The organism is Proteus sp. G2669 (assembly GCF_009915245.1).
Lineage (GTDB): Bacteria > Pseudomonadota > Gammaproteobacteria > Enterobacterales > Enterobacteriaceae > Proteus.
The window spans coordinates 83,424-103,764 of sequence record NZ_JAABLX010000026.1; the positions used below are offsets into that span (position 1 = coordinate 83,424).

At 33.2% G+C, this 20,341-nt stretch carries 20 protein-coding genes; 14 read left to right on the plus strand and 6 right to left on the minus strand.

Features of this window, described 5'->3' with window-relative positions:
• The first annotated feature begins 5 nt into the window (after positions 1-5).
• From GWI68_RS07935 to GWI68_RS08000, 14 genes are all read left to right on the plus strand, one after another.
• A complete protein-coding gene (locus GWI68_RS07935) occupies positions 6-2,099 on the plus strand; it encodes an EscV/YscV/HrcV family type III secretion system export apparatus protein (protein WP_166539925.1) in 2,094 nt (697 codons plus the stop codon).
• Between the two features lie 9 nt (positions 2,100-2,108).
• A complete protein-coding gene (locus GWI68_RS07940; RefSeq protein ID WP_166539926.1) occupies positions 2,109-2,522 on the plus strand; it encodes a type III secretion protein in 414 nt (137 codons plus the stop codon).
• Between the two features lie 2 nt (positions 2,523-2,524).
• Complete coding sequence (gene sctN / locus GWI68_RS07945; RefSeq protein WP_166539927.1) at positions 2,525-3,826, plus strand: type III secretion system ATPase SctN; 1,302 nt, start codon at positions 2,525-2,527, stop codon at positions 3,824-3,826.
• On the plus strand, positions 3,810-4,271 hold the full coding sequence (locus tag GWI68_RS07950) for a type III secretion protein (RefSeq protein ID WP_166539928.1): 462 nt from the start codon (positions 3,810-3,812) through the stop codon (positions 4,269-4,271). Before sctN ends, GWI68_RS07950 begins: the two co-directional genes overlap by 17 nt.
• Positions 4,252-5,142, plus strand: a complete 891-nt coding sequence (locus GWI68_RS07955; protein ID WP_166539929.1) for a hypothetical protein — start codon at positions 4,252-4,254, stop codon at positions 5,140-5,142. Before GWI68_RS07950 ends, GWI68_RS07955 begins: the two co-directional genes overlap by 20 nt.
• A complete protein-coding gene (locus GWI68_RS07960; protein WP_166539930.1) occupies positions 5,139-6,068 on the plus strand; it encodes a FliM/FliN family flagellar motor switch protein in 930 nt (309 codons plus the stop codon). Before GWI68_RS07955 ends, GWI68_RS07960 begins: the two co-directional genes overlap by 4 nt.
• Before the next feature lie 3 nt (positions 6,069-6,071).
• Complete coding sequence (locus GWI68_RS07965) at positions 6,072-6,731, plus strand: EscR/YscR/HrcR family type III secretion system export apparatus protein (protein WP_166539931.1); 660 nt, start codon at positions 6,072-6,074, stop codon at positions 6,729-6,731.
• On the plus strand, positions 6,731-6,985 hold the full coding sequence (gene sctS, locus GWI68_RS07970) for a type III secretion system export apparatus subunit SctS (RefSeq protein WP_166539932.1): 255 nt from the start codon (positions 6,731-6,733) through the stop codon (positions 6,983-6,985). The genes GWI68_RS07965 and sctS overlap by 1 nt, the downstream gene beginning before the upstream one ends.
• Before the next feature lie 3 nt (positions 6,986-6,988).
• Complete coding sequence (sctT, locus tag GWI68_RS07975) at positions 6,989-7,762, plus strand: type III secretion system export apparatus subunit SctT (RefSeq protein ID WP_166539933.1); 774 nt, start codon at positions 6,989-6,991, stop codon at positions 7,760-7,762.
• Entirely contained in the window at positions 7,755-8,810 is a 1,056-nt protein-coding gene (locus GWI68_RS07980) for an EscU/YscU/HrcU family type III secretion system export apparatus switch protein (protein WP_166539934.1), read from the plus strand. The genes sctT and GWI68_RS07980 overlap by 8 nt, the downstream gene beginning before the upstream one ends.
• Before the next feature lie 134 nt (positions 8,811-8,944).
• Positions 8,945-9,460: a SycD/LcrH family type III secretion system chaperone gene (locus GWI68_RS07985; RefSeq protein WP_166539935.1), complete on the plus strand. Its 516-nt coding sequence runs from the start codon at positions 8,945-8,947 to the stop codon at positions 9,458-9,460.
• Positions 9,453-11,558: a type III secretion system translocon subunit SctE gene (gene sctE, locus GWI68_RS07990; RefSeq protein WP_166539936.1), complete on the plus strand. Its 2,106-nt coding sequence runs from the start codon at positions 9,453-9,455 to the stop codon at positions 11,556-11,558. The genes GWI68_RS07985 and sctE overlap by 8 nt, the downstream gene beginning before the upstream one ends.
• Positions 11,559-11,574: 16 nt before the next feature.
• Complete coding sequence (locus GWI68_RS07995; RefSeq protein ID WP_166539937.1) at positions 11,575-12,423, plus strand: type III secretion protein; 849 nt, start codon at positions 11,575-11,577, stop codon at positions 12,421-12,423.
• A gap of 2 nt (positions 12,424-12,425) precedes the next feature.
• On the plus strand, positions 12,426-13,484 hold the full coding sequence (locus GWI68_RS08000) for an IpaD/SipD/SspD family type III secretion system needle tip protein (protein ID WP_166539938.1): 1,059 nt from the start codon (positions 12,426-12,428) through the stop codon (positions 13,482-13,484).
• 102 nt (positions 13,485-13,586) lie between these two features.
• On the opposite strand, the gene GWI68_RS08005 is transcribed toward GWI68_RS08000, so the two are convergent.
• The 6 genes from GWI68_RS08005 to GWI68_RS08030 form a co-directional block, all read right to left on the minus strand.
• Positions 13,587-15,533, minus strand: a complete 1,947-nt coding sequence (locus tag GWI68_RS08005) for a TonB-dependent receptor (protein ID WP_166539991.1) — start codon at positions 15,531-15,533, stop codon at positions 13,587-13,589.
• Positions 15,534-15,802: 269 nt separating this feature from the next.
• Positions 15,803-16,657: a ModD protein gene (gene modD, locus GWI68_RS08010; protein ID WP_166539939.1), complete on the minus strand. Its 855-nt coding sequence runs from the start codon at positions 16,655-16,657 to the stop codon at positions 15,803-15,805.
• A complete protein-coding gene (locus GWI68_RS08015) occupies positions 16,654-17,478 on the minus strand; it encodes a class I SAM-dependent methyltransferase (RefSeq protein WP_166539940.1) in 825 nt (274 codons plus the stop codon). Before GWI68_RS08015 ends, modD begins: the two co-directional genes overlap by 4 nt.
• Positions 17,465-18,259 (minus strand): ABC transporter ATP-binding protein, encoded by a 795-nt coding sequence (locus GWI68_RS08020; protein WP_166539941.1) that lies wholly within the window; start codon positions 18,257-18,259, stop codon positions 17,465-17,467. Before GWI68_RS08020 ends, GWI68_RS08015 begins: the two co-directional genes overlap by 14 nt.
• Positions 18,256-19,254 carry an iron ABC transporter permease gene (locus GWI68_RS08025; protein WP_166539942.1) on the minus strand — a complete coding sequence of 333 codons (999 nt, stop codon included), beginning with the start codon at positions 19,252-19,254 and terminating at the stop codon, positions 18,256-18,258. The genes GWI68_RS08020 and GWI68_RS08025 overlap by 4 nt, the downstream gene beginning before the upstream one ends.
• Positions 19,251-20,282, minus strand: a complete 1,032-nt coding sequence (locus GWI68_RS08030) for an iron ABC transporter substrate-binding protein (RefSeq protein ID WP_166539943.1) — start codon at positions 20,280-20,282, stop codon at positions 19,251-19,253. The genes GWI68_RS08025 and GWI68_RS08030 overlap by 4 nt, the downstream gene beginning before the upstream one ends.
• Positions 20,283-20,341 lie beyond the last annotated feature (59 nt).

The window sequence follows — 20,341 nt, forward strand, 5'->3', positions numbered from 1 at the left end:
TAATAATGATATATAAATTTCTTTTCTCGATAAGAAATCGCCCAGAACTTATTGTGTTGTCAGTGATAATTTTAGTTATTTTAATGTTAATTATGCCATTGCCTACCTATTTGGTTGATTTTCTTATAGGTCTTAATATCACGATTGCATTATTGATATTGATGAGTTCTTTTTATGTCACTCGAATATTAAACTTTATGACGTTTCCCGCATTACTTTTGATTACAACGTTATTTCGTTTAGCTCTATCAATTAGTACTAGCCGACTTATCTTATTGGATGCCGATGCTGGAGAAATTATTACCTCTTTTGGTGAGTTCGTTATTGGAGAAAATTTAGTTGTTGGTTTTGTGGTCTTCTCTATCGTGACAGTAGTGCAATTTCTTGTTATTACAAAAGGTTCTGAACGAGTTGCCGAAGTCGCTGCACGTTTTTCTCTTGATGGTATGCCGGGTAAACAAATGAGCATTGATGCGGATTTGAAATCAGGCATCATTAATAATGATGAAGTTAAAATTAGGCGGAAGGAATTAGGGCAAGAAAGTCAGCTTTATGGATCATTTGATGGTGCAATGAAATTTATTAAAGGCGATGCTATTGCCGGCATTGTGATTATTTTTGTTAATTTAATTGGTGGAATGTCTGTTGGTATGGCGCAAATGGGGATGTCACTTTCTCAAGCGTTGCAAACTTATACATTATTAACCATTGGTGATGGTTTAGTGGCACAAATTCCCGCTTTATTAATTTCAATTAGTGCTGGATTCATTGTGACACGAGTCGGAGATGAAAATAAAAACTTAGGCTCAAGTATTATGAATGAGCTGTTATCTCAAGACTTCGCACTCTTAATCACTGCATTGCTTGCTTTTGCTATTGGTTTTTTACCTGGCTTTCCAACGCCCGTCTTTATTATTTTATCTACGATTATTGGATGTTATTTTTTCAAAAAAAACATTTGGGATAAAAAAAAGAAAACTTCTGAGAATAGTGATACTCCTCATCATGAAGAAGGTGATGAGAAAAAAGGTATTATGTCTAATCTTTTTTCTGGAAAAAAAGAACAAGAAGAAGAAAACCAATTAGCAACAGAAACAATTTCTTTATCGCAAGCAGAAACACAGCCACTAATCGTAACGCTTTCAGTGAAAAAGAAAAGTTATCTAACAAAAAAGGTCTTTGATAAATGGTTAAAGAAAGAATTTATATTACAATATGGGGTATTACTTCCCGATATCTTAATTTATTATTCTGATACTATTGATAAAGATAAAGTCATCATTTTAATTAATGAAGTTAAAGCGGATGAGTTTTATTGTTCTTTTCCTCTTATTAATATAGAAGCACCGACAGATGAATTCTTTTCTTTAGGGTTAAAATATATTGAGTTAGAATGTAAGGGAGTAAAAACTTATTGGACTGATGAAGATAATAAATCATTATTAATGAAACTTAATTTTGAACTTATAAGTTCAGAAGATTATTTTTATCAAAAATTTTCCAATTTAATTACAGCAAATATTGTGGAGTTTTTAGGTATACAAGAAACAAAAGATATACTAGATAAAGTAGAGGAAAAATCACCAGAATTAATGAAAGAATGCTATCGGCAAATTTCTATTCAAAGGATCAATGAAGTTTTACAGAGATTAGTGCAAGAAAAAATACCAATAAGAAATATTAAAACGATTATTGGTGGATTAGTTCAATGGGGTGGAAAAGAAAAAGATCCTATTTTGCTCACTGAACATATTCGAACATTACTCTCTCGTTATATAAGTGGTTTTTTTTCTAAAAATAGTCAGCTCAATGTTGTTATATTATCTAATGAAATTGAAGTAATTATTCGTGATGGAATTAGGCAAACATCATCAGGGACATTTTTAAATTTAGAACCTGCGGAGCTTGATGTTATTTTAGAAAAAATAACCATTGCACTTGATGAAATAAAATACATTCAAAATTATGTTTTATTAACTGCAATTGATATAAGACGATTTGTAAGAAAATTACTAGAAACACAGTTCTCACAACTATCTGTTTTATCATACGATGAAATATCATCAGATATTGAAATAAATGTTTTACAAACTATTTAGAGGAATAATATGTCATTTGATCTTGCACAATTACTTATCGATGCTATGAACGTTATTGGTCGAACAGACCTTTTTTCTGGAGGGCACTCTATTGATAACCATTCAACTATTACGATTAGCTTAGGCGATATGCCTGATATTAATTTATTAATTGTTGATAATGTTCCTATGATTTGGTCGGTATTACGTGAATATGATGAAAATCAATTAAAACAAAATAGCGCAGAAATTATATTAAGTCATGTGAACTCAGAAACAGAAAGCTTTTATCCGGGCCAACCAGCGTTAGTTAAAGTTGAAAATGATTTAGAGTTACGCGCTTCTTTTATGCCAATAGCCTTGCAAAATGGCGAAACAATGGCAAAAGCGATAGATGAATTTTTTCAAGCCATGAATCGAACTAATCAGCAATTTATTAATTAGTTATGGCTAACGCGTTTTCTCCTTTTCGTTATGCAGCACACCCAATTCGGATACAAGGTAATATTCTTGAGGTGATGTTGCGTAATGTTTTTATTGGTGAAATTTGCCAAATTAGAAAAAGCATAGAAAATAGCATGCCAATTGGTGAAGCTATTGTTATTGGATTTCGCCACGGAATAACAATATTGAGTATGATGGGCAACTCTCAAGGCTATTCTTTGCAAATTATCGTAGAGCCAACAGGTGAGGCTTTCTCTGTTGCTCTAAATCATCGTGTATTAGGCAGCATGATTGATATTAAAGGGCATTGTTTATTACGATTTGACGGTAAAGACTTATCAGAAGATTTACCTTCTAAATTATACCCTGTTCATGCGCAGCCTCCCGCATATCATGAACGATTACCTATCACAACATTATTTCAATCAGGAGTTCGTGCAATAGATGGATTATTAAGTTGTGGTTTAGGACAACGAATGGGAATATTTGCCAGTGCAGGAACAGGAAAAACAATGTTGCTGAATATGATTATTCGTTTTTCTCAAGCAGATGTATTTGTCATCGGATTAATTGGTGAACGAGGCCGAGAAGTTACCGAATTTGTCGAAGAATTAAAACAAGATAGTCGGTGTAATAAGGTCGTATTGATTTGTTCAACCTCAGAAAAACCTGCGGTTGATCGTTGTAATGCGGCATTAGTGGCGACTACAGTTGCTGAATATTTTCGTGAACAAGGTAAACATGTTGTTTTATTTATTGATTCAATAACACGCTATTGCAGGGCGTTACGAGATGTCGCGTTAACAGCAGGCGAATTACCAGTCCGTAAAGGCTATCCCGCTTCAGTTTTTGATACATTGCCCGCCATTCTAGAAAGACCTGGTGTGACAAAACGAGGGTCTATTACTGCATTTTACACCGTCTTATTAGAAAGTGATGATGAACCTGATGCAATAGGTGAAGAGGTTCGCTCTATCGTTGATGGTCATATTTACCTTTCACGAAAAATAGCCGCATCAGGTCATTATCCTGCTATCGATATTTTAGCGAGTGTGAGTCGCCTTTTTCAGCAAATTACAGATGAACGACAACAACAGGCAGGATTAAAAATAAGACAAATTTTAATGCGATTACAGGATATTAAACTGTTACAAGAATTTGGTGAATACCGTATTGGGGATAGTGCATTAAATGATGAAGCTGTGAATAAACAATCTAAAGTTGAAAAATTTTTAATGCAGTCATTTAAAGAAAAAGCAGAATTTCAGCAAACATTAGAAAAATTGTATGAGATTGCCAATTAAACAACAAGCTATCATTGATTTATTAGTTAAGCGACAAAGAAAAATTGAAAAAAAACAGTATCAATATGAAAGACTATTAGTTGAGGCGGAAAATAAAAGACAAGAACAAAAGAAATTAATGGAATTATTGAAAAATGAAATACCCAATTATGAAAAAATAGGTATTTATTCCATTATTTCTTTTTATCATCAAAGAAGAAAAAAAGCGATTGTCTTATCTTCATTGAATTTATGTCAAACTCAGCTTAAAGAAATAATTATTCAACAAGAAAAATTGAAAGAAGAAAAAAAAGAACTTGAAAAAGAATATATTATTACAATAAAAAAACAGAAGAAAATGCAACGCTATTTTGATAGAAAGCAGAAAAAATTACAGGTATATCTAGAACGTTTAGAACAATATGATATACAGGAGATCGCTTTGTATGACAACGATATTATCTAATAATGTAAAAATAAACAACATAATTCCTAGTGATGAATGTAATTTTGATGAAATGGTTTTATATCAATGTCAAAAGTTTTTTCCTAAAGATAAACAGAAATTAGAAATGAAATTAGAAACATTTCTAAAATTAAATAAATCTAATGTGTTTTTAAATGAAAAAAACAAGGATTTAGAAATATTATCAGATATTGAAGAGAGAGAAGAGAGAGAAGAGAGTGAAGGACTATTCCTGATGAATAGAAATATATTATTTTTTCTTTCCAATAGAATAGAAGAAAAAACATCTGATAAATCAATTATTAAAGCATTGATTATAAGAGCAAGTGAAATTAAAAAAACAAAACAAAATCTTGAAGTAAAGAATATCATCATTAATGATGACTTGTTAAATAAAAAAAATAATATTAAAGATAATGTTAGTAAAAAAAATGAGATAAACGATGTATTTAATAGTGAAATAAAGAATACACATAAAGTTGATACGGAAAATAATACTAATTCTGCACAATTATCTGAAAAAGTAGAATTTGTGCAACAACCTCAAATAGAGGTCAAAACGGTGAATAAATCGCCACTTGAAGTGCCTTGTTGGCGAATATTACATACAAAACAATCCACCGAAAAAAATGATATTACTTATGTTTTTAAGAAGTGGGGAAACGAACATCATCAAATAAAAATTCTTTTTTTTATGAAACATCAGATGCAATTTATTGCCTCTACAGGACGTGTTTACCAAACTTCTCTGGATAATTTAAATCAATATCAAGGTAGAGCAATATTGTCGTTAGAAAATAGCTCAGAAAATGAATATGACTATATTACTTCAATTGATGCAGATCCTAAAAAGAAGGATGGTGATTTATGAATACATCATTATTAGCATGTATAAAAGATAATGATGATGATAACACCATGCGATGTTTTTCTGCCTCATTTCAATCATATTCAGTAGATAAAAGAGATTATTATTTTTCTATCTATGGGGAAAATTCACTTGGTTTCTTTAATGGATTAATGTCTGTTAATTGCGTTATGGATAGGCTTTATCCTGAAAAAAAGATTGATTGGGAATTGGTTCCTTCCTCTTATTTGTGTTCTCTTTTTATTCGAAATTATACTCAGATTTTACTTTCATTTTCATCAATACCTTTTTTATTGCGTGTAGAGGATATTTATTTAGGTCAATCAGTAAATGGTGCCTATCCCAAAATTAGCAGTGATCTTGGTGATGTTTTTATTCATGAAATAAAAGGGCATTTTCAATGGATAGCGCTATCTAATAATAAGTTAGGAGTTATAGGAGATTTTTGTTTAGGAACGAGCCAGCTTTCTCTTTCATTATTAAAAAATATATTACTTGGTGATTTATTACTTATAGAAAAAATATCATCTAATTTATTTTTAGGTGAGAAAAAATGGATTAAATTTGAGTGGAATGGGGAAAATAGTGTGCAGCTATTAAATGAGAATGAATCAAAAGTATTAGACAGTAATGAACAAAACAAATCAGCACATGAAATAGAGAGTCAACCTTTTACTACTGATGAAGAGAAAAGATTAGCCCCCATCGGTAATATTCCTGTCACTGTTTCTTTTATTTTAGCCAGTAAAACACTATTAATTGAAGAAATAGAAAATCTGAAATCAGGGCAACATATCATGCTGCCTGAAGAAGCACATCAACAAATTATTTTAAAAGTAAATGGCCTTTCTATTGCTCAAGGAGAATTGATTAGGGTCGGTGATCGTTTAGCTGTTGAGATCCAACGTTCTTTTTCACATAACGAGTAAATAATGGAAAGCTCTACAACATTGATATTAACGCTTGCCTTGGCAACACTTGCGCCTTTTATTATTGCCGCAGGTACGTGTTATCTTAAATTTTCGATAGTGCTTGTTATGACGCGTAATGCTTTGGGTGTACAACAGGTACCTTCTAATATGGTTCTAAATGCAGTTGCGTTAATGATGGCATTATTTGTTATGACGCCAATGACTAAAAATAGCTATCAATATCTTGTGAATAATCCTATTAATTTAGGAGAGCCAGGATCATTAGAACGTTTTTCTGATGAAGCATTAGGTGAATATAAGCATTATTTATACCGATATTCAGAACCAGAATTATTAGATTTCTTTGATAAAGCTCAAGGGTATCGACCAGACAGCATAGACGACGATGAACAAATTGAAAGCTCACTATTTTCTTTATTACCTGCTTATGCGTTAAGCGAGATAAAATCGGCATTTATTATTGGATTTTATCTTTATCTACCTTTTATTGTGATTGATTTGATCGTTTCTTGTATTTTGCTGGCATTAGGAATGATGATGATGAGCCCGATTACACTTTCTGTCCCTTTAAAGTTAATTTTATTTATTGCAATGGATGGCTGGACATTATTATCAAAGGGACTGATAAATCAATACCTTGATTTGATGGTGGTAAAATAATGGATATGGTTTATGCCGCTAATAAGGCAATCTATCTCATTATTTTATTATCAGCAGCACCTATTGCCGTTGCCACTTTTGTTGGATTAATTATTGGATTATTACAGACAATTACACAAATACAAGAACAAACATTACCTTTTGGAATTAAGTTAGTGTGTGTTTTTGTTTGTTTATTAATGACAATGGGGTGGATGGGGGAAAAATTATTGATCTATGCAAAAGAAATGTTAGCGATAGGATTCGCTGGATAAAATATGTTAATAATCTTCGAATATTTTAAAGTTTATCTTATTGATATCTTTTTTCTTATGGCACGTTTACTTCCTGCATTTATGTTTATTCCTTTTTTAAATAGTAGAATTCTTAATAGCCAATTTTTAAAATATGTTATTATTTTCTATGTTGCATTGGGTATAAAAGTCAGTATTCCTATTTCAGATGATATTAGAGATAACGGGGTTATTATTCTAATTAGTGAAATTATTATTGGCCTTTTTATCGGATTGTTACTTGCAACGCCATTTTGGATAGCCTCGGCATTTGGTGAATTTGTAGATAATCAAAGAGGGGCTAGTATTGGTGATACTATTAATCCTACAACAGGTATTGAATCTTCAGAATTTGCTTCGCTAACGGGATTATTTTGTGTTGCTTATTTTCTGCAGTTTGGTGGTTTAGTAACATTAATGACAGTCTTAAAAGATAGTTATAGTGTTTTTCCTGTTGGCTATTTTAATCAAAATATTGGTTATTCACTAATAGGAAAATGGTTGACCGATATAGTACGAGTGGCTATTGTTTTGGTTTCACCTGTATTAGTTTTGATGTTTCTTAGTGAAGTAGCATTAGGTGTTTATTCCCTTTTCTGTCCTCAGTTGAATGCATTTTCACTCTCTTTATGTATTAAGGGCATTATTGCTTTTTCTGCACTTCTGCTTTTTTTTACTTCAGCAATGACAAATGAATTATCAGGTTTTTTTAATTATCAGTATTTCCATACTCTCTTTATGAGTTTTTATTATGGCTGAAAAAACAGAAAAACCTACACAAAAGAAATTAGATGATTCAGCTAAAAAGGGGCAAACATTTAAAAATAAAGAGTTAACTTCAGGTGTGATTTATATTATTGGCATTATCTATCTTTTTCACCGAGTTAATTTTACAGAATTTATTGAATTTTACCAATCTATTTTATTAAATCCAACACATATTAATTTAGAAAGTTATATTAAAATAATATCAAAGCTATTTTTTAATATTATTATACCTGTATTGATTATTACTGCTTTCGTGGGTATTACTATCTCATTGTTTAAGTCTCGATTTAAAATAGCAACTGAAGCATTAAAAATAGATTTAAATCATATCAATCCAATCTCTGGTTTTAAGAAGATATTTAGTTTAAGAACAATAAAGGATTTCATAAAAACATTACTTTTTATTATCGTTTTTTTAGTGGTTTGTTTTGTTTTTATGGTAATAAATAGCCAAGAGATATTTTTACTTTATCGCTCTAATTTAAATATTGTAGTAGAAAAATGGTGCTCTGTTGTTGTCGATTTTGTTTTTATTTTCTTTATTCTTTCATTACCACTTCTTACTTTAAATATTATTGCTGATTTCTTCCTTTTCATGAAAGATATGATGATGGAAAAACATGAAATAAAACAAGAAAATAAGAATATGGAAGGAGATCCTGAAATAAAATCAAAACGCAAATATTTACACCAAGAGTTACTTGATGAGCCAATGAAAAAAGTGATTAGAGATTCTTCTGCTGTAATTGTTAATCCGACTCATATTGCTGTGGGAATTTACTTTGATCCTGATAATAATATTATGCCATTAGTTTCGTTGAAGTGTGAAAATGCAAAAGCACTGGCTGTAAAAACATATGCGAAAAAAGTAGGCACACCAATAGTTCGATATCCAGAATTGGCTCGAAAGCTATATCATAAATATCATCTTTTTGACGTTATGATCGATACTGATCTTCTTGATATTATGGATCTCCTAATTTGGCTAAAAAGAGTTGAATTAGATGGTAGATTAAGAGAAGAAATGGACTATAGATAGAAAAATACATTTATCTTATTTAAATAAATAGTATTTATTTTTATAAATAATAACGTTTGTTTTATTAAAGCTATTTTATAACCATTATTTTATGATTTTGTTAATTATTCATCCTTGATGAAAGGATTAACATCATGTCACTATATGAAAAGATGTCAGAAAAAGAACTTGATCAATTAGCAAGTTACATTGTTTCCATTGTCCAAAATGGTAAGACTATTAAAGATGAAGGCACAATTCCAGAAGGATTTATGGAAGGAATTTATTCATTTGCTTACGATTTCTACCAAAAAGGAAAGTTGGATGAAGCCGAAGCTATTTTCAAATTTTTATGTCTTTATGATTTTTATAATGTTGATTATATCATGGGACTTGCTGCAGTTAAGCAATTAAAAAAACAGTATCAAGCCGCCATAGATCTTTATGCTTTAGCTTATTTAAATGCAAATAATGATTATAGGCCTATGTTTTATGCTGGGCAATGTAATTTATCTTTAGGCGAAAAAGAGAAAGCAAAATATTGTTTTCATCAAGTATCGTTAAATATAAAAGATCCTATCATAAAAGAGAAAGCAGAGATTTATTTAACATCTTTAAAAGATATCCCTTTGGTCGTCATTAATGAAAATAAAGGAGATGAAAATGAGTGATACTATTGTTAATGGTTTAATATCTAATCGTTTAGTCTCATTAAAAATGGACGAAAAGGATCAGATTGTTGAGAACTTGACGAAAAAAGAAAATACAGTCAATGACAGTAACAAGAAAATTATTTCTTCATATTTTATAAAAAAAAATGAAAACATTTCAGTACCTATATTAAGGCCACCTGAAGAGCAGGAAAATGTAAATTCTAATATAGATATAAAACCTGAAGTAGGTGATTCATCTCAAAATAAATCAAGAAGAATAGAAAGGAGTAGTCAAGAGAAAAAAAAAGAAAATAATTATTTGGATTTACAATTAAAGTATCAAGGAATAATTAATGATGGTATTTTAAACTCTATTAAAGACACAGATAAATTCGAAGATTTTTTACATCAATTTGATTATTTAGAAAAGAAAATAGCAGGATTGGTTGAAGATTATAAATCTATTTTAGGTGATGTAAAAAAATACCAAGATGCCAATGTTGATTATTGGATGGCAGTATATAACTCTATACAAGAAAAAGGATTAAAAACAGAAAGTGAGGTATGCAAATATTTAAATAATAAAAATATTCCAAAAGAGATTGTTAATGATCTTATCCATAAAAAATTTAATAATAAATCTGAAATGGAAGATTATTTAATAGGGAAATATCCTGCTTTAAATCTTCCCAATGATATATCTAAAAATAAGCTATATGATCTTGATGATTTACACAGTGATATATTGGATTTTTTTAAGGAAATATCAAATATAGCTCCCCATGTCTCGATGAGTGACGAAAAATTAAAATCAATCTCAACAAATTTTAATCATCTTAAGAATATTATTGATAATAAGAGTGATGATCTTCTTACTAAGAAAATGCAAAGTGCAAAAAAGGCTTATATTGACCTGACTTTGACCCAGAGTCATATAGAACTTGAAATAGCCTCTCGCTCTTTATCAGGTTTGGCATTACTTACTTTTTTACTTGCTAAAGTTAGAGAGCTAACAATGAAAGTAATGCTACAACGTTCTGAAAATGAGCAAAAGCTTTTTGAAGAAATGCAAAAAGTAACAGAAAAATCATTGAGAGATAAGGTTGATGATCAAAAAGTAAAAATTAAAAAACAAGAAGAAATTCAATATTGGGCAGGAATTAGTTTAAAGATTTTAGGTGGTTTTCTCGCTATTTTTGCCGGTATTGCGGCTGTTTTTACAGCTGGCGCCTCTTTAGCATTAATGGCCGTGGCTGTAACACTTTTAGTTGCAGATGTAGCATTAACAGTCGCTGATGAGATTTATCAGGCCATTCATGGTGAATCTTTTATGGATGAAATAATGGCACCTGTTTCAGAAGCCATTATGAAAGTGATTGATAAAATGGTTGATGCTTTAATGGATATGTTTGAAGTTTTTTTAGACACGCTTAAAAATTTAGGTCTTGTCGATAAAATTGATGATATTAAAAAAGAAATATATGACAAAATGAAAATGGCACTAAAAATTTTTATTACCATTATTTTATTTGTTGCTGCTATAGCATTAACATTTGTTGCGGGGCCAGCAATTAATGGCATAACCAATGCAGCGAAAAAAATATTCAATGAGCAAATTAAACAGACATTAAAAAAAGTATTAAATGATTGTCTTGAGAAAATGCTCGGTAATATGATTAAAGAAATCATTATGCAAGCAATGGAAGAAATATTGAAAGCAATAAATAAAGCGATTACAAAAATTACCGACAATGTATTATTGCAAAAAATAACTACTATATTAAATAAAGTTAGCCATATGATAACAGAAGATATGTCAGAAAAAGCGGTGAATACAATTCATCGAATAGCTGTAAGTGCTAAATTATTAAATTCAGTTACATCCAATACTATTAACATTTATAGCAATATAATATCAGCCGATATTATGAGATCAGTTGCTGATAGTAAAAAGTTAAATGCAATTCTAGATTTAATTCAGAAGTTTATGGATAAAATCATGGAAGAATATAGTGATAATATGGATACAATTACGGAAATATTAAAAAATATGAGTGATAGCTACTCTATAAGTAGTAAAGTTAAATCTAACATAGCGAAAAGAATCTCTGCTTAATAAAAAGGAATATAAAATGGATATGAAAATTGATAATCATAACTTTTTAAATACTCTTTTTAATAAAGATGTATCAAATATTAGGAATGAAAATGAAATAGAGAATATTGAAGGGCTAAAAACACCCAATAAAACATCTTCAGAATATCTCACTAGAATTAGCTTTAGCAAAGATAACATAAGAATAAATGAAAATAAGCCTTTATTAAAAGGGCCGGAATATAATCACAGTAAAATGAAATCATTTTTGGATGAATTGGAGTTATCAAAGTCTAATTTAAGAGAAAATACGGTTATAAAAGTAGGTGAGTTTAATTTTTTATCAGATGATATGATGGCGTTAATTAATCTTTTTATTAATTATTACAAAGCAATGATTGAAAAGTTCGAAAGATCTAGAGAGCTTGGAAATATGTTAATGAGTATAGAGATAATATTAGCCGATAGTTCAAAAAATATTTTAAATAAAAAAGCAGATATGGTTGTAGCTGCTTCAGTAACTGGTGCAGGGCTTTCATTAGGCTTAAATATTGGTGGTGCGTCTATGTCTATTTTTGGTATGGGAAAAGGATTAGTCACTGGAAATACTAACCAGACAATATTAAAAGGAAATACGTTAACGAATATTGCACCTTCATTGAGTGGGATAGCGGAACAACCTATGCAAGCTGAGGCAATCCGTATTGAAGCTGAAGTAAAAGGAAATGATGCCGCAACTTCCGTTGCAGGACAATTAGTTAATAATAATAATGAACTACAGCGAAATGAGGCCGATATTATCAAAGCACTTTTACAAGGTATCGAAACTATTATTCGTGCAACACAAGATGTTGCATCTACAATAGGTTCAAATTTAAAAGGTTAATTATGATTAATAATTTGGGATCTTATCATTTACCTAATGAAGAAAATATTTATTCTCAATATTTAACTAAAAAAAAAGTGGATAAAGATCAACTTAATAATATAGTAAAAAATATTGAACGCAATGAGGATTATTTAGCGAGCAAAAAATTAATCAAAGATTTTGATGTGTCATTCGTTGATAATCCAAATTCAAAAAAAATCGCTTATAGTTTATCTAAATATGTTGAAAATCAAAAATATAATTCTAGTAGATTAGAAAGTAAAGATATTTTATCATCTATATCTAAAATAGAAACAGCAGAAGACTTAGGTAATAATGATAAAAATAAATTTATTGATTCATTAAGTGATCTTTTTGATGATATTAAATCGACGATTAATACAGGTAAGGCAGATTATTTAGATGTATTAAAAGATCTTTTTTCAAATTATATGGATTTTGTGAGTGCAATAAGAACGTTATTATCTAAATTGAGTGAAGCGACTAAAGCCGCTAAAAAAGAAGGCCGTATTAATATTCATCTTGAAGATTTTTATAATGAACTACAAGATTTAAAAAATAAGTATAGTGGTAAGCCACTATTAAGCTTAGATTTATTTTTTAAGAAAGATAAGGAAGGGCGTTACTACCGTGAAATAAAAGGAGAGAAAATTTTCTATGATAATAAAGATGATATTAACAGAGCAATGAAGGCCTTAGGAAATTTGTTGAATGGAATAAAAGGTGTAAAAGTGATTAAAGGTAATGGTGAAGGTAGTGACCATTATTTGGATCCTTATCTTGAGTTTTGGTTCAATGTACAAATTGATTTTACTGATCTTGAAAGCTTGTTAAAATCTTTAAAAGATAAAGGATTGGGATCACAAGATATTTTACAGACAGAGTTTGATCTATTAAAAAAGATGTTAGATTCATTTGAGAAAAAACTAAATAACAATCTTGATGAGTTTTCTAAAAAATACAGCACTGCAAATAGTAATTATGATAATTTTGTTAAAATAGTTAGTAGTACAATGAATACATTACTAGAAATGGCAAAAGGATTTCTACGTTTCTAAGGTTATATTGAGTAATATTATGGAAGATAAGATTTTTTACGAATAAAAGAGAGCTGATATATGATAGATATCAGCTCTTTTTTTTATAAATAATAATTTAAATTAAAATTTATATTCAATACCTAGCCAGTAATTACGGCCATCTTCCATATAACCTTGAGTATATTCATAAGACTTATCAAAAAGGTTATTTACAGAAGCATTAGCAGAAACTCCATACCCAAAATCATAATCTAAACGAAGGTCAGTTTTTGCATAACCTGCCAGTTTGTCATTTTCATCAATGCGGTTATAGGTCCAACTTTGTGCTTCTTCCATAATGGTAAAGCGAACCTGTTCAACAGGAATAAATGTCATCCACATATAGGCTTTATGTTTTGGTAAACCTTCAACATGTGCTACTTGTTTAGGATCGCTATGGATATAGCTGTAATTTAAGCCTAGCTCTAACCAATCTGTCACATTACCTTTAGTACCTAAATCAAGCCCAACATAGTCAACACGCCCACTATTTTGGTTTTGGAAGAATGCATTGCCACCACGATAAACGGTGTGTGCCATAATTGCATCACTGACACGGTTATAGTAAATGCTGGTTTGGTAACCCCATTTATCCGTAATATGTCCTTCATAAGTTAAGTCGAAAGATAATGCGCGTTCAGGATCTAAATCTGGATTGATGATCCCTTTAGAGCCATCTTTGGGTTTTTCACTTGTGTAACGTTCTTTTTGTGTAGGGAAGCGGCTACGATCAGACACAGAGAAACGTACAGCATCATCATTGGCTAATGAATATTTTGCCATCATTTCCCAGTTAAAGGCTGTTTGTTTGTTATCATCAGCGCCTTTGTCAGTCTCAACGCTATCTCGCCAGTCATAGCTAATTGCACCCACTAAATCGAGATCATTAGTGGCAGCCCATTGATATTCAGTTGCTAAAGACCATGTTCTGTCTTTATAACGCATCCAATCACCATTTTTCTCTTTTTGAGAACGGTGAACGTCATCTTTCCAGTGAGCAGCGAAAGAGAGCAGATCATTTTCACGGGTATCGATACCTAATTGTAATGCAGCACCTGTACTGTAGTCGTCATAGTGACTGTAATCAGGTGTATCACCTTTTTTAGGGTACATATAAAGGGTATTTTCAAATTTATCGTGATAAGCACGGCTTTGTAATTTGATACCATCAGTAATTTGAGTAATACCGCTATAGTAATAGCTTTCTTTGTTGTAATCCGGCCATGCCCAATATTTAAATTTACCTTTACCCAATGTTGATGGTGGACTATTTTTTTCACCGTCTTGTTTTACATAAGTTAGGGTATATTCGTCAGAAGCACGTGGTGTCCAACCCACTTTGATCATGCCACGTTTATCATCTGTTGCTGAATTATCACGACGTCCATGAGTTCCCGCAGCCACATTATTTTCATCAGCACCAGGAATTGGAGTAAAGCGTTGTTTTAATTGGCTACCACTGATTTGAATAAAGCCTAAATCATTACGCGCACCTAAGCGTGCACTCATATTGTGTGCATAATCAGCACCACGAGCAAAACCTTGAGAATAAGCAATGCTTCCTTCTAATGGCTTTTTCGGCGTCGCAGTAGTGATATTAATTGCACCACCCATTAAGTTAGGGCCTTGCAGTAATGAGGTATAGCCTTTGTTGACTTCAATGCTTGCCAGATCGTTTGTGGTAAAACGAGCCAAGTCTAAGTTACCATCATAAGGAACATAAGTCGGGATACCATCAAAGAATACAGGTACTTGACGGCTATCAAAACCACGTACTTTAATGGTGTACTCATTACGGTTACCCGATTTTTGCATTACAACACCAGGTAATGTTGCAATGGCTTGCGCCGCATTGACCTTATTTTGTTCAAGCATTTGTTCTTGCGTTAATATATCTGGGTTTGCTGCAATTGGGCTACTCCATACGGTTAATAAGTCGGGAGTAGATTGCCCATAATTGGTGTCAGCAAGAGCAATACTGGGTAATAGAGCTAGAGATAAACAGCAGCATAGAGGTTTTAATTTCATCATTCCAATCTCAGTTCACAATCTATATATAATTTTTTATATAACGATATGCGTAAAAATAAATGAACAAAAAGAGCACTGACATCTGTTAGCGCTCGGTTTTTTTATAAAATAAAGCAACAAATTCATATAAAAGAAGCTCAGCAAAGATGTTCCTCTATGCCATTACAACCATTTCCTTGTTATAACTTCTTTTACATTCAGTAGATGTTGTCTTTATTTATTATTGATTAAATATGTAAATACTCACTTACTTATAAGTTGTTATTTTAATTTAATCTTTTTGGGTAAAGACGAACTTTAATATCCGTCGGTGGTGCATAATAAGGCGCAGATGTCACCAGTAAATTGATGCCTGTCTGTGCATATTTTTCAATTGTGTTTAAGTTAATACCACCTGCCAAGGAAAGATGGCAATGAGGTGCAATGTGAGGTATTTCTTGTTGTAGCTGTGCGATATCTTCAATAGAGAACTTATCGAGCTGTAAAATATCAGGTTGTGCTTTTAACGCTTCTCTTGCTTGTTCAATATCATCAGCTTCTACAACAATGCATTTTTCAGGTGCAGCTTGGCGTAACTGTTTAACATGTTGTGCCCAATTATCAGGCTCTGATAAAAATCGACGATGGTTAGCAAAGAGCAAAATAGTTTCGGAACAACCTTGGCGATGAATGACACCACCGCCCGCCAGTACAGCTTGGGTCGCCAGTAATTTAGTATTAGGGATATTTTTACGTGTACACGCAATTTGCCCTTTAGGTTGATAGCGGTGATAAATATCTAGCATTCTTGCCATATAATCACTCACGCCACAACTCCACTCAAGGACGTTTTGTACCACTTTCCAGCCTTGATGTAGTGCATCAGCACGGCCTTCTGCCGTGATTAAGCAATCACCTGCATTAGCAAAATCGCCATCTTGTTGATGTGCGATTACTCTTAATCCTAATTTTTCCAATAAGCGACAACCTAAAGTGATCCCACTGACGCAACCCGCTTCACGGCGTGTAAAGGTCATTGTGCCTAGTTGATCACCAATATTCAGCGCTCGGCTGGTGAGGTCGCCATATTGGATATCTTCCATCAACAAATTATCAAGAAAGGCATCAGGATAATAAATCATAGGTTCAGCTCACTTTCAGGAACGACATCCCAAGAAACCATTGCCCAATCACGAGTTGGCGAAATCAGTGAAACACCTTTTTCAATACTTTCATGATAGTAATTTGTTAGGCGTACAATTTCGTCTTCGCTTAAAGGTCCTACAGAGAAATTAATACCCTCAATAAATTGCTCAAGGCTATTGAAATTGCTTTGGCAATTACGGCTACGGATATAATCCACTTTAGGGTGAATACCCATTTGGTTTAGCATATTCACAGCATAAATGTACGTTGGAAGCGTAGGAACCTCACGACCTAGTAAGCGAATAATGCGTTGATCAACAAAGGTTGGCGAAACGGTGTGAGTGGTATAAACACGTAATTTGGCTTGGCGATTTAGTTTTAATAGTGCTGCTTGTAAATCCATGACCAATGTTGAACGTGAAGCGACAGCAATATCACAACGAGGAAGCTCATCCCAGCTATCTTCCCATGAGCACGTTATAAATTCTGCGTGGTTGATGCCTGCTTGTTCGGCTCTGCGTTTAGCGACTGCTAACATTCCTGTACTGTAATCAATACCGATGGTTTTTTTGAATTTATCTGCCACATGAATGCTGATAGAGCCAGGACCGCAGCCTACATCTAAGAGAGTTTCAGCACCAGTGAAATCCATCATTTCACGAAATTTTATTAAATAGGGATCGTTAGGATTGGCACAGGTTTCTGCCATTTTTTCAGCACGTTTATCCCAATGCTCAGGCTCTTTTTTGGTTCTTTCTGCCTGTACCATATGGTTTTTATAAAGTTCAGCAAAATCTGTGGTTTCAATTGTGTTCATATTCTTGCCTATGGTCATTTTTATTATCAGAGTAGGCGTGAAAATGCGCCTGAATATCTGTTGGTTGTACACCATAAAGGTGCGCTAAATTATCGGGTGTCAGCAAAATGTCAGGTCTATCTTGCAAAACGGGCACATGAGGTGTCAGCAAAATGACATCATCTGCCAAAGAAGCGGCATGTTGAGGGTGATGTGTGGACATAAAAACACTGATCCCTAATGCTTTTAATGCTTTAACTTGGGTAAGCAGTTTGATTTGATTACCAAAATCAAGGCTTGCTGCGGGTTCATCCATAATCAACAATTTGGGTTGTTGCACTAAAGCGCGTGCAATTAATACCATCTGTTTTTCACCGCCACTTAAGGTATCAAAAGTTCGGTGAGCAAGATGAGAAAGCGAGAGCATTTCTAAGGTTTCCATTGCCATCGTTTTATCTTGTGAGCTAGGCATCGAAAAAAAGGAGAGATGCGCACCTCGCCCCATTACAACCATATCAATAACATTGAAAGAAAAGGGGATATGTGTTGCTTGAGGTACATATGCCACCACTTTGGCTAGTTCTGTTGGTGACCACTCACTTAGTATTTTACCCGCAATATTAATCTCACCATCAATACAAGGTATCAGACCCAATAGCGTTCGCATTAGCGTTGTTTTACCACAACCATTAGCGCCTAATAAGCAGATGATTTGCCCTTGTTTGATGTGAAATGAGAGATCTTTAATTAAGGTTTTGCCTTTATAACCAATGGCGAGTTGCTTTGCATTAGCAATGATCATGTGCCTTTCCTCGTTCTCAGTAACAACATTAAGAAGAATGGCGCACCAATGGCGGAGGTTAAAATGCCTAAAGGGAGTTCAATATTGGCAATTGTGCGGGCTAATGTGTCAGTGATTAATAACATAATAGCGCCAACAAGCAAGGAAACTGGGAACTGTTGACTGAAGTTAGCGCCCACTAACAGTCTTGCAATGTGGGGAACAATTAAACCTAACCAACCAATAATACCCGCAATAGAAACTGCACTTGCAGTTATTAATGTCGCAGACAAAATAAAGACAAGTCGGGTTACTTCGACGTTTAAACCTAATGCTCTGGCTTCTTCATCAGATAAACTGAGAATATTCATACGCCAGCGTAATAAAATGAGTGGAATAAATCCGACTAACATTAAAGGTGCAACGGAAATTAAATCAGAAGCGGTAATAGTCGAAAGACCGCCTAAGAGCCAAAAGGTGATTGAAGGCAATTGAGTGTAAGGATCAGCAAGGATTTTCATTAATGAAATTGCGGAGCCACATAATGCACTAATAGCAATACCAACCAACACAAGGGAGAGTACTGGATCGTGTTGTTTTGCGAGCCTCGCAATAAAGTAGACTAGAGCAACCGTTGCTAAACCGCCCGCAAAAGCGAAAAGTTGAATTGACAACATGGATTGCCCAAGAAAAATACCTAATACAGCTCCTACGCCTGCACCTGATGAAACTCCAAGAATATCAGGTGATACTAAAGGGTTACGAAACATGCCTTGATAAGCCGCACCCGCAATCGCCAATCCTCCACCAATTAAAATTGCCGCCAGAACACGGGGAAATCTTATTTGCCAAAAGACAGTTTCAGTGCGGTTATACTCTACATTGCCCGTTAATTTATTACTCACTAGAGTCCATAGCTCATTGGTAGTAAGTGAATACTTACCACTTGTGATCGCAATTAACGCAACAATGGAGAATAACGCAAATAAAAGCGTGATGCGTACTGATTGACTCATGAATACCCCAATAATTGCTGACATTGTTCAGCACTTAATTGCGTATGGTAAAAATGAGCAAAGTAATTTTGCAGATCTTGAGCAGCTTGTTTTTCTATTCGAGCGTCAAAATGGCTTTGTAAGCGACGCATCCCCATTAAACGGTTGATACCCGGAGGACCATCTAACCAACCAAATGGTAAGCCTTTAAACAGTAGTACTTTGTTGTTTTTAACTGCTTGAATGCTTTTCCATACAGAATCTTGCATAATTTGCTGATAGGCATTTTCATCTTGTGTGATGATAATTTCAGGATCCCACATCAACAGTTGTTCTGGTGAAACATCCGTTAACCCAGTGAAATTAGGAATATCTACCACATTTTCAAAGCCTAATGTTTCAATAGCTTCGGTATGAATAGAGCTTCTTGCGCCTGTTTGTAATCCTTTCGCTCCACGAGCAAGGTAAAAACGAGGGTTTGTTTTTTGTGTAGAAGCAAACAAGGCGGCATCACTAAGATATTGCTCTGCAATTAGCGCTAATGTTTCTGCTCTTTCTGTAACCCCTAATAAAGCGCCTGTTTGACGCAATTGGGCAGGACTATCTTTTAATGTGCCATCAATTAACACATAAGGCACACCCGTTTGATCGGAAACGCGTTTCGCTAATGAGCGATAGGTTTCATCTACATTTCCACTATCAATAATGACATCGGGTTCTAACGTTAGTAAGGCTTCTAAAGAGAGGGTACTTCCTCGTCCTGATAATCGCCCTAAACGGGGTAATTTACGTAAATCCTCTGCAAATAAAGGGCTTTTCTCTAAGTTAAGGGATGAGAAACCTAATAGTTTTTCAGGGGCTAATGCGAGCAATAATTGATCGGTCGGAGGTCCTGCACTGATCACGCGATGGATCGCGGTTGATGCCGGAACGTGACCAAATTGTGCTGCAATACGCGAGGTTATCGCGGCTCTTACCGAATGCGGAAGTGCAGATAATGTCGCAATTGTTGTGAGGTAAGTTAGAAATTGTCGTCTACGGATCGCCATAAGTTCACACTGTTTATTGTTTTATATTGATATCGTTGTTTCATTTATTATACAGCGAA